10 protein-coding genes are annotated in these 14,285 nt (G+C 72.6%); 7 read left to right on the top strand and 3 right to left on the bottom strand.

Annotation, left to right across the window (positions count from 1 at the left end; all coding sequences use genetic code 11):
* Window positions 1–159: 159 nt before the first annotated feature.
* Complete coding sequence (locus tag OOJ91_RS30905; RefSeq protein ID WP_266250561.1) at window positions 160–1,143, top strand: DUF1702 family protein; 984 nt, start codon at window positions 160–162, stop codon at window positions 1,141–1,143.
* A 41-nt stretch (window positions 1,144–1,184) separates the two neighbouring features.
* Entirely contained in the window at window positions 1,185–1,634 is a 450-nt protein-coding gene (locus OOJ91_RS30900) for an SCP2 sterol-binding domain-containing protein (protein WP_266250559.1), read from the top strand.
* Window positions 1,635–1,691: 57 nt separating this feature from the next.
* Here the strand turns inward: OOJ91_RS30900 and OOJ91_RS30895 are convergent, their stop codons facing one another.
* Genes OOJ91_RS30895 through OOJ91_RS30885 form a run of 3 tightly spaced genes read right to left on the bottom strand, consistent with a single transcriptional unit; the run spans window position 1,692 to window position 4,884 of the window.
* Complete coding sequence (locus tag OOJ91_RS30895) at window positions 1,692–2,684, bottom strand: carboxymuconolactone decarboxylase family protein (protein WP_266250557.1); 993 nt, start codon at window positions 2,682–2,684, stop codon at window positions 1,692–1,694.
* Window positions 2,681–4,318 (bottom strand): GMC family oxidoreductase N-terminal domain-containing protein, encoded by a 1,638-nt coding sequence (locus OOJ91_RS30890; protein WP_266250555.1) that lies wholly within the window; start codon window positions 4,316–4,318, stop codon window positions 2,681–2,683. Before OOJ91_RS30890 ends, OOJ91_RS30895 begins: the two co-directional genes overlap by 4 nt.
* Window positions 4,315–4,884, bottom strand: a complete 570-nt coding sequence (locus OOJ91_RS30885; RefSeq protein ID WP_439117144.1) for a DUF5987 family protein — start codon at window positions 4,882–4,884, stop codon at window positions 4,315–4,317. Before OOJ91_RS30885 ends, OOJ91_RS30890 begins: the two co-directional genes overlap by 4 nt.
* A 285-nt stretch (window positions 4,885–5,169) precedes the next feature.
* On the opposite strand from OOJ91_RS30885, the gene OOJ91_RS30880 reads away from it, so the two are divergent.
* From OOJ91_RS30880 to OOJ91_RS30860, 5 genes are read left to right on the top strand one after another with little or no spacing between them, the layout of a single operon-like run.
* The gene (locus OOJ91_RS30880) at window positions 5,170–6,153 is read left to right on the top strand and encodes a DUF1702 family protein (protein WP_266250554.1); all 984 of its coding nucleotides are present in this window, start codon (window positions 5,170–5,172) and stop codon (window positions 6,151–6,153) included.
* Window positions 6,150–11,933, top strand: coding sequence for a type I polyketide synthase (locus OOJ91_RS30875; protein ID WP_266250552.1), 5,784 nt, complete (start codon window positions 6,150–6,152; stop codon window positions 11,931–11,933). The genes OOJ91_RS30880 and OOJ91_RS30875 overlap by 4 nt, the downstream gene beginning before the upstream one ends.
* A 2-nt stretch (window positions 11,934–11,935) precedes the next feature.
* The gene (locus OOJ91_RS30870) at window positions 11,936–12,376 is read left to right on the top strand and encodes an acyl-CoA thioesterase (protein WP_266250550.1); all 441 of its coding nucleotides are present in this window, start codon (window positions 11,936–11,938) and stop codon (window positions 12,374–12,376) included.
* Window positions 12,373–12,912: a flavin reductase family protein gene (locus OOJ91_RS30865; RefSeq protein WP_266250548.1), complete on the top strand. Its 540-nt coding sequence runs from the start codon at window positions 12,373–12,375 to the stop codon at window positions 12,910–12,912. The genes OOJ91_RS30870 and OOJ91_RS30865 overlap by 4 nt, the downstream gene beginning before the upstream one ends.
* Window positions 12,909–14,267: a cytochrome P450 gene (locus tag OOJ91_RS30860; RefSeq protein ID WP_266250546.1), complete on the top strand. Its 1,359-nt coding sequence runs from the start codon at window positions 12,909–12,911 to the stop codon at window positions 14,265–14,267. Before OOJ91_RS30865 ends, OOJ91_RS30860 begins: the two co-directional genes overlap by 4 nt.
* The last annotated feature ends 18 nt before the right edge of the window (window positions 14,268–14,285 follow it).

Genomic DNA, 14,285 nt, shown 5'->3' with positions numbered 1-14,285 from the left:
TGCGAAGTGCCCTCTCCGACCGTCCGCTTCCACGTCGAAAGCCCAGCGCAGGGCCGGGATCCGACCGGGCACGCTCGGAGACGCGCGGCTCCCCGAACCCGGCGAGGATGAAATCGCCGCGGTGACCGCCTCCGCGGCACCGAACGAAGGGTGGCCGGTATGTCGAGAGTGTTCGGGTCGATGCGCCGCATGGTTCTCGCGCCTTCGCTGGAGCAGGTCTCCTTCGCCGCGCTCGGATTCCCGGTCACGGCGTCCGCGACCACTGTGCACCTGGAGGCGATTCCGCAGGCGGTGGTCTGCGGCTTCGAGTGGGCGATCGAGGGTCCGCGCGTCGCCGAGCTGGAACGCCGGCTCGCTCTCGTGGACCCGGAACGCCGTGGCTTCGCGTACGAGGGCGCGACGATGGCCTACACGGTGCTCGATGCCACGGCAGGCGGCTCCCGTACCCGTGAGCTGCTGGAAGGGCCGGGGCGCCCGCACTACTTCCTCGCCTGCATCGGCATCGGCTTCGCGATGGCCCGGCTGCCGCGCGTGTTGTGGCGCAAGGTGCTGCCGGACCTCACCGGGATCCCGTACCACCCGACGATGAGCTGGCTGGCCGTCGACGGCTACGGCTTCGACAAGGCGTACTTCGACCAGAAGACCTGGATCGTCGGGCAGCGGAGGCCGCAGTCGTACCCCTGGCAGGGGCACGCCGACTACTTCCCGCGGGCGTTCGACCAGGGAGTCGGCCGGGCGCTGTGGTTCCGGCACGCGGCGGACCCGGCGGCGGTGGCGGCGACCGTCGACGGCTTCGCGGCCCCGCGCCGCGCGGACCTGTGGAGCGGTGTGGGGCTGGCTGCGACGTTCGCCGGCGGGTGCGACACCGCGGGCTTCGAGTCGTTGCGGGCGCTGGCCGGCGAGCACGGCCGGCACCTCGCCCAGGGCGCGGTCTTCGCGGCCAAGGCGCGGACGTGGGCGGGCTACTGCCCGGAGCACACCGAGACGGCGGTGCGGGCGCTGACCGGCCTGTCGTCGGAGGCCGCCGCCGAACTGGCCGACGCCGCGGCGGTCGACGGGCACGGCGACGGGCCGGCCTACGAGCAGTGGCGGCGGGTGATCCGCGAGCGGATCGCCCAGCCCGCCGGCATCAGCGACAGCTAGGTCCCGACCCGCGTACAGACGACGACCGAAGGAGCCTGGAGATGACCACAGACAACGCCGATCCGGCGGCGCTGGCGCCCCGTGATCTCGCCATCCTCGTCAAGCGCACCCCGCTGCCGGAGGTCCGCGCGCTGATGAGTGGGGAACGCCGGGACGCCCTGCTGCGGGAGGTCTTCCGGCGGATGCCGGACGTGTTCCGGGCCGACCGGGCGGCCGGTCTCGACGCGGTCATCCACTGGGTGATCGGTGACCGGCCCGACGGCGGTGTCGACCGCTACCAACTGGAGATCGCGGACGGGGTGTGCCGGGTGTCGCCCGTCGCCGATCGGGAGCCGAATCTGACGTTGACGATCGGCGGCGCCGATTTCCTGCTGGTGGTGACCGGCAACGCGCATCCGGTCGTGCTCACGATGAAGGGCCGGCTGCGTACCCGGGGCGACCTCGCGCTTATCGCGAAGTTCCCCTCCCTGTTCGACGTGCCGAAGGTCTGACCGCGCAGCGAGGCCGGCCCCGACCGTTTCCGGTCGGGGCCGGCCGACGTTCGTCGGTCAACAGTTCGCTTCGTACGCCGTGGCGAGCGCGTCGCCGTGCCGGCGCGCCGCCGTCAGGGCGGCCCAGGCCGCCAGGCCGAGCAGCGCCGCGTCGTCGTGGCCCTCGGCACGGACGGCGGCCACCGCCGAGTCGGGCACCCGGTACGAGGTGAAGGCGACAAGCATCGCCAGTCGCCCGGTCGCCAGGTCCGCCGAGGACAGACCGACAAGCCGCGAGTCGAGCCAGTCCGTGGCCCCCGCGAGGTCGCCCGGGGCGACGGTGCCGTCGACCAGGCTCTCGCGCACGAGCTGCCGCACGGCGGGCGGCACCGACCGCTGCCCGGCGTCCTCGACCACCGCCGCCGCTCCCGTCATGGCCGCCGCCACGTGGGGCAGCTCCGCCGCCCACCGGAGGTCGTCCGGCAGGCGCCGCACCGTGCCGGCCGTTCCGGGCAGCAGTGGCAGGGACTGCCCGGCCACCGCCTCCCGGCCGGCCAGCCGACCCATCACCCGCGCCGCGGCGCTGCGGGCGCCACCGAGCAGGGGAGCGGGAACCGCCGCCAGCGGCGAGTCCCGCAGGAAGACGTTCACCATGCGGTTGAGGTAGTGGAAGTCGACTGCCACGCCGATCAGCTCCGGCGACAGGACCGCCGGTAGCGGCGGCGGCGAGGCACGTCGGCCCCCGAGCCCGCGTACGGCCGCCTGGTGGACGTCCACGCAGTAGGGACAGTCGTTGGCGGCCGACACCGCTGCCGCCACCACCTCGCGCTCGCGACGGCTCGTCGTGCCCGAGACGAGCAGGGTCTCGCGCAGGATGCACCAGGCCGCGGCGAGCAGTTCCGGCGCGGCGGCGTGCAGGGCGATGGGCGGTGCGAGCAGGCCGAAGTCGCGTTCGACCTGCTCGTACACCTGGCGGACCTGGACCGGCGCGGTCTCCGGAGGCACCGGGGAGACGTGCCGCAGGTGCGCGAAGGTGGCCCGCCGGGTGAGCCCGGCGACCGTGAGACTCATGACCGTAGGTGGGCGACCGCACGCCGTCCCGCGGTCTCGCCGTCCGGCGACGGCGCCCCGTAGGTCACCGCGACGCCCCGGTCCCGCGCGGCCCGCACGATGCCCGGCATGGCCCGTTCGGCGAGGGCGGCGATCGTCGAGGCCGGGTTGACGGTCAACGCGCCGGGCACCGCCGATCCGTCGGTCACGAAGATGCCCGGGTGCCCGCGCAGCTCGTGGCGGTCGTCCAGGGCCGAGGTCGCCGGGTCGTCGCCGATGCGGCACGAGGCGAGGGGATGCACGGTGTAGGCGCCCACCAGGTCATTCGTCCACGGCATCACGCGGGACAGCCCGTCGCGCTCAAGGATGTCCTTGACGTCGGCGTCGGCAAGCGACCAACCGCGCCGGGTGTTCTCCGTGGGCCGGTACCGCAGCGGGCCGTGGCCCAGCATCTGCTGGGAGAAGCGGTGGGCGTTGCCGGTCTCCGGCGGCGGCCCGAAGACGCCCTCGTTGTCGTCCTCCGACATGGTGAAGATCGTCAGCCACGACTGCCAGCGGCGCAGCATCTCCTTCTTCTCCCGGCCGAACCAGCTGGGGCTCGCGTCGGGCACCTGCGCCAGGATCGTGCCCAGCGCGGGCGGGAAGTAGAGCTGTTCGAGCGAGTAGCGCTCGAACTCGGGCAGGGCGCCGTCGAGCCGGTCCCAGCTGGCGACCGTCGGGCCCCGCCCGATCTGGTACGCCTCGTAGGCCCGCCCGTCGGGCCGGGACAGCTTCAGCACCTCGCGGACCCGATCCTCGTCGAACACTGCCGTGTTGAGGCGCTCGCCGTTGCCGGAGAAGTACCGCCCGACCGCGTGCGGCATCCGGCCCAGATGGGGCTCCGACCGTTGCAGGATCACAGGTGTGGCGCCCGCGCCCGCGGCGAGTACGACGATCTTCGCGTCGATCGTCCCCTCGCCGTGCAGGATCCGGTAGTCCTCCTCGTCGACCACCCGATAGTGGACCCGGTAGCTGCCGTCGGCGTTACGGACCAGGTGCTGCACCTCGTGCAGCGGCCGGATCTCGGCGCCGTGCGCCAGGGCGGCCGGCAGGTAGTTGAGCAGCAGCGACCGCTTGGCGTCGAAGCGGCACCCGGCCATCATCCAGTTGCAGTTCGTACACATGTCCACGTCGATTGCCGACGGCGCCGGGTTGGCGGTACGACCGGCGTGGTGGCAGGCGGCGGCGAACAGGCCACCGGCGTACGGGACCCGGTCCCAGGTCTGCTGGGTCACCGGCAGCGCCTCGGCCACCCGGTCGTACCAGGGCTCGAGGGTGTCCCGGCTGATTGCGGCGGGCCACATGCGTCGCCCGATGCTGCCGTGGCGTTCGAAGACGAACCGTGGCGCCCGCGGCATCGTGGCGAAGTAGACCACGCTGCCGCCGCCCACGCAGTTGCCGCCCAGCACGCTCATGCCGTCACCGATGACGAAGTCGAAGACCCGGGTGTACGACGCGCCCAGCTTGAAGTCGTGCTCGAAGTCGTCGGCCTTCAGCCACGGGCCACGCTCGAAGACCTTGACCTGGGCCCCTCCCGCGGCGAGGTGGTACGCGGCGATGGCGCCGCCGAAGCCGCTGCCGATGACCAGGACGTCTGTGGACTCGGTGGTCGTCATGCCGGGCTCCCCGTGGCGGTGGTGGACGGGTGTGGGTCGGCGAGCTGCCGGCCGTACGAGAAGGTGGGGAACCGCCAGAGCCCGTCCGGCTCGGGCGACTCGTACCCCATCGCCAGCAGGCCCGGATGCCCGGATGCCAACGCGTCCACGGTGTGCATGTGCGGCGCGCTGTCGAAGGCCATGTTGCAGAAGAGCGCCAGCCCGACCCACATCTGCTTGTCCGGGTGATCGGGGCTGGTCAGCTTCTCGACAAGCGCGGTCCGGGCCTCGAACGGCAGGCCCACGAAGGGCGGCAGGTCCGGGTCCAGGTCGAGGCCCGTGGCGGCGGCGTGCTCCCGGGCGTACTCGTCGAGTTCCACGCAGATCGTGTCGAGCGCCGGCGCCAGCCCACCGGCGGGGTCTTCGAGCAGTTCGATCGCGCCGCCCGCGACGGCGCCGCCGCCGACGTCGACGCCGGCGATCGCCGCATCGTCAGGACCGCGTTTCTCACCCGGGATGATGGTGTCGGCGAATGCCTCCAAAACCATCGTACGCACCCGGTGTTCGGCCGCTTCGTCGGATTCCACGGCACGCTCCTTCGAGGAAGTCCGGATGTCAATTCCGGAGGTGTCGTTCGGATGCCAGTCATCGTGGTATCGGGCCACCCCCCGAGTCCATCTCCTGTGTTGCGGTAACCGAACCGTAATGGTCATTCCCGCTGTCCACTATCCACCCGATCGTTGGCAAAGGCCGATGAGCTGCGGAAACCGGCTGTCCTTCACGCGCCGCAGGCAACCGCCGCAATGCAGGAGAAGTTCCACCGCGGATAGTCGCGTAACAATGAGGTCTCAGCGGGAAGGCCGGAGCATACGATGAGTTCATTGACCAGACTTCGACGCCGTATTCTGACCCCCGACGTGGGGCAGACCAAAATCAGCACGCGCGGATTCCACTTCAAGGACGAGCAGGCACGCGAGCGCCTCGAAACAGTCGGTAGCTCGTTCCTGCACGGATACGGGGCAGCCGCGGAGGCGAACAGCCCGGCAGGAGCGGCGCCCTCGGTCGAGGCCACGCCTGCCGCGTACCGGGGCTTCGCGTACGAGGGCGCGGCGATGGCATTCGCCATCCGCGACGCCCTGCCCGGGCGTCCGCGGCACGTCGCGCGGTTCCTCGCCGACCACGACGAGCACGTCTACATGGCGTACGTCGGAGTGGGCTGGGCGATGGCCCGCCTGCCGCGTCTGCTGTGGCACCGCCTGTACGCCCCGGACCCGCTGCTGCGCTGGCTCGTCCTCGACGGGTACGGGTTCCACGAGGCGTACTTCAAGACCGACAGGTACGTGCGCCAGCGGCGCCGGCCGTCCACCTTCGCGTGGCCGGCCGACGGCCCCCGGGACTACTCGGTGCGCGCCATCGACCAGGGCATCGGTCGGGCCTGCTGGTTCGTGGCCGGAACGGACCCCGAGCAACTCGTCCGCCTCCTCGACGCGTTCCCCGTCGACCGCCGCCGCGACCTGTACGCCGGTGCCGGCCTCGCCGTCTGCTACGCGGGCGGCGCGAGTGAGCGGGAACTGAACTGGCTCGCCGAGTGCGCGGGGACGTACCGGCCGGACCTCGCGCAGGGCGCGTCGTTCGGCGCCGCGGCCCGGCAGCGGGCCGGTCTGGTGCTGCCGCACAACGAACTGGCGACCCGTGTCCTCTGTGGAATGACTGTGAGCGACGCGACGCGGGTGACTGACGAGGTGCGGGTCGGGCTGCCCCAGGACGACGTCCTGCCCGCCTACGAGGTGTGGCGCCAGCGCATCAGGAATGCCTTCGACCCGTCGCCAGCGACACGAAAGCTGAGTGAGCAATGACAAGTATCGCCGTGGTGGGGATGGCGTGCCGCTACCCCGACGCCCGTTCACCGCAGGAGCTGTGGGAGAACGCGGTCGCAGGTCGCCGGGCGTTCCGGCGGCTCCCCGACGTCCGCATGAACGCCGACGACTACTTCGACGCCGACCCGGCGGCCCCGGACCGCTTCTACGCGCGCAACGCCGCAGTCATCGAGGGCTACGAGTTCGACCGGGTCGGCTACAAGGTCGCCGGGAGCACGTACCGGTCGACCGACCTGGCCCACTGGCTGGCCCTGGAGACCGCCGCGACGGCACTTGCCGACGCGGGTTTCCCGGCCGGGGAGGGGCTGCCCCAGGAGCGCACGGGCGTCATCGTGGGCAACACGCTCACAGGTGAGTTCTCCCGCGCCAACCAGATGCGGCTGCGCTGGCCGTACGTGCGGCGGACCGTGGCGGCGGCTCTGCGGGCGGAGGGCTGGGACGACGAGAAGCTGTCCGCCTTCCTCGCCACCTACGAGGAGGCGTACAAGAGCCCGTTCCCGCCGGTGAACGAGGACACGCTCGCCGGCGCCCTGTCGAACACGATCGCCGGACGCATCTGCAACCACTTCGACCTCAAGGGTGGCGGCTACACAGTCGACGGCGCCTGCTCGTCGTCACTGCTGTCCGTGGTGACCGCGTGCCGGGCACTGCTCGACGGGGACCTGGACGTCGCTATCGCCGGCGGCGTCGACCTGTCCATCGACCCGTTCGAGGTCATCGGCTTCGCGAAGACCGGCGCCCTGGCCACCGGTGAGATGCGGGTCTACGACCGCGGCTCCAACGGGTTCTGGCCCGGTGAGGGCTGCGGCATGTTGGTCCTGATGCGCGCCGACCAGGCCGCCGAGGCAGGCCACCGGATCTACGCCTCGGTGGCCGGGTGGGGCGTCTCCTCCGACGGCCGTGGTGGCATCACCCGACCCGAGGTCGAGGGCTACCAGCTCGCCCTGCACCGCGCGTACGACCGGGCCGGTTTCGGCATCGACACCGTCGGGCTGTTCGAGGGGCACGGCACCGGCACGAAGGTCGGGGACACCACCGAGCTCACGGCGCTGTCCAGCGCGCGCGAGACGGCGAATCCCGACGCGCCGCCGGCGGTCATCGGCTCGGTCAAGGGGATGATCGGTCACACCAAGGCCGCGGCCGGCGTGGCCGGTTTCATCCGCGCCGCCATGGCCGTGCACCACGAGGTGCTTCCCCCGAGCGTCGGCTCCGTCGACCCCCACGAGCTTCTCACCGCCGACGGCGCCCGGCTGCGCACCCTGCGCAAGGCCGAAGCGTGGCCGAGCGCGGTCCCGGTGCGGGCCGGCATCACCGCCATGGGCTTCGGCGGCATCAACACGCACGTCGTGCTCGAACGCCACGGCCCGCGCCGACAAGTGCCGGATCGTCGCGTCCGTACCCTGGCCGCCTCCGCCCAGGACGCGGAGCTGCTGCTGGTGGACGCGGCCTCCGCGCAGGAGCTCGCCGTCCGGCTCGCCGAGCTGGGCACCTTCGTGTCCACGATCTCGTACGCGGAGCTGAGCGACCTGGCGGCGACGCTCCACCGCGACCTGCAGGACCGGCCGTTCCGGGCCGCGGTCGTGGCCTCGTCACCCGAGGAGGCGCAGCGGCTGCTGACCGCGGCCCGCGAGGCAGTCGAGTCCGGCGAGACGACACTGATCCGCCCGGACGGCCGGTTCCTGCTCGGGCACGTCAGCGGCCCGGCCCGGATCAGCTTCCTCTTCCCGGGGCAGGGTTCCGGACGCGGCGTCAGCGGTGGCGCGCTGCGGCGACGGTTCGCCGAGGTCGAGGACGTCTACCTGCGCGCCGCGCTGCCCACCGGCAGCGACGTCGTCGCGACCGAGGTCGCCCAGCCGCGCATCGTCACCGGATCACTTGCCGGGCAGCACGCCCTGTCGCTGCTCGGCATCGAGGCGTCCACGGCGATCGGGCACAGCCTCGGCGAGATCGTGGCCCTGCAGTGGGCAGGCGTCATGGACTCCGACACGCTCCTGCGTGTCGCGGGCGTCCGGGGCCGGACCATGGCCGGGCACAGCCAGGCCGGCACGATGGCCGACATCGGGGCGCCCCCCGAGACTGTCGACGGGATCATCGCGGGGCTTCCGGTGGTCGTGGCCGCCTACAACGGGCCCGAGCACACGGTCGTCTCGGGGTCTGTCGACGCGATCGAGGCGGTCTGCCACAAGGCGCGGTCCGCCGGTCTGAGCGCGACGCGGCTGCGGGTCTCGCACGCCTTCCACTCCCCGCTGGTCGCCCCGGCCGCGGACACGTTCGCCGACGCCCTCGCGGGCGAGACCTTCCACCAGGTCGGCGCCCGCGTCGTCTCCACAGTCACAGGTGAGGTGCTGCCCGCCGGCACCGACGTGCGCGGCCTCCTGCGCCGCCAGATCACCGACCCGGTCCTGTTCCACCAGGCCGTCGCGTTCGCCGCGAAGAACACCGACCTGTTCGTCGAGGTCGGACCCGGTCGGGTGCTCACGGGACTCGCCACGACTGTCACGGACGTCCCGGCGGTCGCCGTGGACACCGACAACGACTCGCTCGCGAGTCTGCTGCAGGTCGCCGGCGCCGCGTACGTCGTCGGCGCGTCGCCCGCCCCGGCGGCGCTCTTCGACGGGCGGTTCGTGCGGCCGTTGGAGGTCGGCACCGAGTTCTCCTTCCTGACCAGCCCCTGCGAGCAGGCGCCGGAGCTCGGCGCGGCGATCGAGCGCGGGCCCGCCGTGGCGTCCCCGTCCACCACCACCGACCCGGTCGGGGTGGGTGAGGAGTCCACCGAGGACCTGATGCGGCGGCTCACCGCCGAACGCGCCGAGCTGCCGATCGAACTCGTCAGGCCGGACAGCCGCCTGCTCGACGACCTGCACCTGAGCTCGATCACGATCGGCCAGGTGGCCAACCAGCTCGCTCAGCGTCTGGAGCTGCCACCGGCGCAGATGCCGATCAACTTCGCGACCGCCACCGTCCGGGAGCTCGCGGAGACGATGGAGACCCTGGCGCGTACGGCCAGGGACAGCGACGCCACCGCCACGCCTGTGGTCGCGGGTGTGGCCGGCTGGGCGCGGCCCTGGCGGCTCGACCTCGACGAGGTGCCGTTGCCGCCGGTTCCCGGCGACGCCACCGCCGCGAACGGTCGGTGGCACGTGCACGCGGCCTCCGACCACCCGTTCGCCGCGACCCTCGCCGCGTCGCTCGAACAGGCCGGGCTCGGCGGCGGCGTCCTGGTCTGCCTGCCGCCGGACTGCACCGAGGAACAACTGGAGCCGGCCCTGCGGGGAGCGCAGCAGGCCCTCGCCGCCGGCAGCACCCGCTTCGTCCTGGTCGGGCACGGCCGGGGCGCGGCGGCAATCGCCAGGACGTTGCACCTCGAGGCGCCGTCCGTGCTTGTCACGGTCGTGCACCTGGCCGCCGACGGCGACGGGGCGGTGGAGCTGGTGGTGCGGGAGGTCGCCGCGACCACCAGCTTCACCGAGGTGCACCACGAGGATGGGGTACGGCGCGTACCGACGCTCCGCGCGCTGCCGGTACGCCCCGCGACGACGGAGGCCCCGCTCGGCGCGGACGACGTGCTGCTGGTGACCGGTGGGGGCAAGGGCATCACTGCCGAGTGCGCCCTCGCCCTGGCCACCGACAGTGGCGCCAGCCTGGCGGTGCTGGGCCGTTCCGACCCGGCCGAGGACGCCGAGCTGGCCGCGAACCTGGCCCGGATCGCCGCCGCAGGCGTCACCGTGCGGTACGCCCGCGCCGACGTCACCGACGCGGCAGCCGTCCGGCAGGCGGTGCGGGACCTCTCCGCCGAACTCGGACCGGTCACCGGGGTCCTGCACGGCGCCGGCCGCAACGAACCCGCCGGACTGGCCAGCCTGGACCCGGCCGCGTTCCGCAGCACGCTGGCACCGAAGGTCGACGGCCTGCGGGCCGTGCTCGACGCGGTCGACAAGTCCCGGCTCCGGTTGCTCGTGACGCTCGGCAGCATCATCGGCCGGGCGGGGCTGCGCGGCGAGGCGCACTACGCCACCGCCAACGACTGGTTGGCCGAGGAGACCACGGCCTTCTCCTGGGCGTACCCCGGCTGCCGCACCCGGTGCCTGGAATGGTCGGTCTGGTCGGGCGTCGGCATGGGTGAACGGCTGTCGGTCGTCGAGTCGCTCAGCCGCGAGGGCGTCACGCCCATCACCCCGGACCAGGGCATCGCGATCCTGCGGCGTCTGGTCGCGGACACCACGGCGCCTGTCGTGGTGGTGATCAGCGGGCGCACCGAGGGCATCCACACCGTCCGGTACCACCAGCCGGCGCTGCCGTTGCTGCGCTTCGTCGACCGCGCGTTGGTCCGCTACCACCAGGTCGAACTCGTGGTGGAGACGGAACTCAACGTCGGCACCGACCGCTACCTCGAAGACCACGACCTGGACGGCAACCTGCTGTTCCCCGCCGTGTTCGGGATGGAGGCCATGGCACAGGTGGCCGCGGCCCTCTCCGGCGCCGACGTCCTGCCGGTCATCGAGCGGGCGGAGTTCCTGCGGCCCATCATCGTCGCGCCGCACGGTCACACGAGGATCCGGGTGGCGGCCCTCGTCACCGACGACGACGTCGTCGAGGTCGCGATCCGCAGCGAGGAGACCGGCTTCACCGCCGACCACTTCACCGCCCGGCTGCGCCTCGGCGCGGACGCCGTGCCCGACGGCCCTCCGGACCAGGTGCCGGACGGTCTGGCACCGGTCTCCATCGCCCCGCTCGACGACCTGTACGGCGGCACCCTGTTCCAGGGCCCCCGGTTCCAGCGGATCCGGCAGTACCACCGGGCCGCCGCCCGCCATGTCGACGCGGTCGTGGAGGCCGACGACTCGACGGCGTGGTTCGCCCCGTACGTCTCCGCGACGCTGCTGCTGGGCGACCCCGGCGTCCGCGACGCGCTGATGCACGGCAACCAGGTGTGCGTGCCGGACGCCACGCTGCTGCCCGTCGGCGTGGAGCGCATCCACCCCGGCGGGGAGAAGCTGTCGTCCGCCCGCGAGCTGCGGTACTGCGCCACCGAACGCGAGCGCGACGGCGACACGTACGTCTACGACATCGCCCTGCGCACGGAGTCCGGGATGACAGTCGAGCGTTGGGAGGGGCTGCGGCTGCGCGCGGTCCGCAAGCAGGACGGCGCCGGCCCCTGGGTGGCGCCGCTGCTCGGCCCCTACCTGGAGCGCGGGCTGGGAGACCTCGGGCTCACCGACGTCGCCGTCGCCATCGAGCCCGCCGACCCGGCACCGGAGCCGGGCGAGCGCTCCGCCACGCGCCGACGCGACAGCGCCCGCGCCGTCGGGCAGGCGCTCGGACGGCCGGTCGAGATCACCTACCGGCCGGACGGTCGGCCCGAGGTCGCCGGGGAGCACACCGTCTCGATCGCGCACGGCGCCGGCGTGACCCTCGCGGTCGCCGGAGTGGGCGTCCTCGGCTGCGACCTGGAGAGCGTGGCGCGGCGCAGCCCGCAGGAGTGGAAGGGCCTGCTCGGCCCCCATGCCGGGCTCGCCGAGCAGCTCGCCGGCGACTCGGGCGAGGACGCCGACACCGCCGCGACCCGGGTCTGGACCGCCGTCGAGGCGATGCAGAAGGCCGGCCTGCCGATGCGCGGTCCACTCGTCCTGGGCGGTACGGCCCGTCCCGGCTGGGTGCTCTTCGCCGCCGGGGGCGCCCGGGCCGCCTCGTTCGTCACGAGCCTGCGCGGCTTCGACGGACGCGTCGTCATCACTGTTCTGGCCGGTGCGGAGGGATGAGCATGGAGAGCTACTACGAGCTGCGGCACACCGTCGGGTTCGAGGAGACGAACATCGTCGGCAACGTCTACTACGTCAACTACCTGCGGTGGCAGGGCCGCTGCCGGGAGATGTTCCTGAAGGACCGGGCGCCGAGTGTCCTCGCCGACCTGCAGGACGACCTCAAGCTGTTCACGCTCAAGGTCGAGTGTGAGTTCTTCGCCGAGATCACCGCGTTCGACGAGATCGTCGTCCGGATGCGGCTGCTCGAACTGGCCCAGACGCAGCTCGAGTTCGGCTTCGACTACGTGCGTACCGGCCCGGCCGGCGAGACGCTCGTCGCCCGCGGCGCCCAGCGCGTCGCCTGCATGCGCGGCCCGAACAACCGGACCGTTCCCACCCGGGTCCCGGAAGCGCTCGAACGCGCTCTCGAACCCTACGCCGCCGCCGGGGTCCGACGATGACGACATTCGGTACGGACGAGTTGGCCGACCCGGTGCTGATGCGCCGCGTCTGCGGGACCTTCGCCACAGGTGTCACGGTGGTCAGTGTCGGCGGGGACGAGCCGCACGCCATGACCGCGAACTCGTTCAGCGCGGTGTCCCTCGACCCACCGCTGATCCTGGTGTGTGTCGGCAGGGACGCCCTCATGCACCAGGCGCTCGGCCGGGCCGGCGCGTTCGGCGTCTCCGTGCTGGCCGCCGACCAGGAGGCGGTGGCGCGTTACTACGCCGACCGGCGCCGCCCACTCGGGCAGGAACAGTTCGAGTTCACCGAGTGGCGGCCGGGCGCGCGGACGGCCGCGCCGCTGCTCGGCGGGGCCGCCGCCCACATCGAGTGCGAGCTGTGGCGGTCGTACGACGGGGGTGACCACACGATCTTCCTGGGCCGTCCGTGCGGGATGCGCCGGTACGACGACGGCGACGGCGAGGCCCTGGTGTTCCTCGGTGGCCGGTTCCGCCGGCTGGAGAGGGTGCCGTCGGCAGTGGTGACGTCATGACCGCCGTCACCCGTCCGACCCCGTCCCTGCCCGGGCCGTCGCGCGCGTCGGCGGTCAGCATGCTCATCACGATGGGCCGTGACCGCCTCGGCATGATGACGTCGGCGGCAGCCCGCTACGGCGACGTCGCGCTGCTGCCTGTCGGTCCGAAGGAGCTCTACTTCTTCAACCACCCGGACCACGCCAAGCACGTGCTCGCCGACAACGCGGCCAACTACCACAAGGGCATCGGCCTGGTGCACGCCCGCCGCGCGCTCGGCGACGGGTTGCTCACCAGCGAGGGTGAGCTGTGGCGCAAGCAGCGCAGGGTGGCGCAGCCGGCGTTCCAGAGCCGGCGCATCGCCGCGCAGGCCGGCATCGTCGCGGAGGAGGCGGTGGCCCTCGTCGACAGGCTGCGGACGCTCGGTCGCAGCGGCCCGGTGGACGTGCTCCAGGAGATGACGGGGCTGACCCTCGGCGTGCTCGGGCGCACCCTGCTCGACACCGACCTCGGGCGGTTCCCGTCGATCGGCCGCGACTTCGCAGTGGTGCAGGACCAGGCCATGTTCGAGCTGGCGTCGCTGAGCGCCGTACCGCCCTGGGTGCCGCTGCCGCGTCAGGTGCGGTTCCGACGGGCCCGCCGCCGCCTGCAGACGATCGTCGACCAGCTCGTCGCCGAGCGGGGGACCCACACCGGTGACCGCGACGACGTGCTGTCGCGGCTCATCGTGTCGGCCCGGGCCGAGGCCGACCCACGGGTCGGACGGCAACGGCTGCGCGACGAGCTGGTGACCCTGCTGCTGGCCGGGCACGAGACCACGGCCAGCACGCTGAGCTGGGCGCTGCACCTGATCGACAGGCATCCCGAGGTGCGCCACCGGCTGCGGGAGGAGGCGATCGCGGTGCTTGGCGACCGGCTGCCGACCTTCGAGGACCTGGGCCGACTGCGGTACACCGCGATGGTCATCGACGAGGTGGTGCGGATGTACCCGCCGGTGTGGATCCTGCCCCGCAAGGCGCTCGCCGCCGACGTGGTGGGCGGCTACCCGGTGCCGGCGGGCGCCGACGTGCTGATCTGCCCCTACACGCTGCACCGGCACCCGGACTTCTGGGACCAGCCGGAGCGCTTCGATCCGGAGCGCTTCGACCCGGCCCGCACCACCGACCGTCCGCGGTACGCCTACATCCCGTTCGGGGCGGGACCGCGGTTCTGCGTGGGGAACCACCTCGGCCTGATGGAGGCCGCGTTCGTTCTCGCCGTACTGGCCCGGGACCTGACGCTCACGACTGTCGCCACGCACGACGTCGTACCCGAGCCGATGTTGTCGCTGCGCATACGCGGCGGCCTGCCGATGACCGTGCGTCCGGCGGACTGAGGACATCACCGGGTGACC

Source organism: Micromonospora lupini (assembly GCF_026342015.1).
Classification (GTDB): domain Bacteria; phylum Actinomycetota; class Actinomycetes; order Mycobacteriales; family Micromonosporaceae; genus Micromonospora; species Micromonospora lupini_B.
Note: the sequence above shows the minus strand (reverse complement) of the source record. Positions and strands in the feature narration are given on the sequence as shown.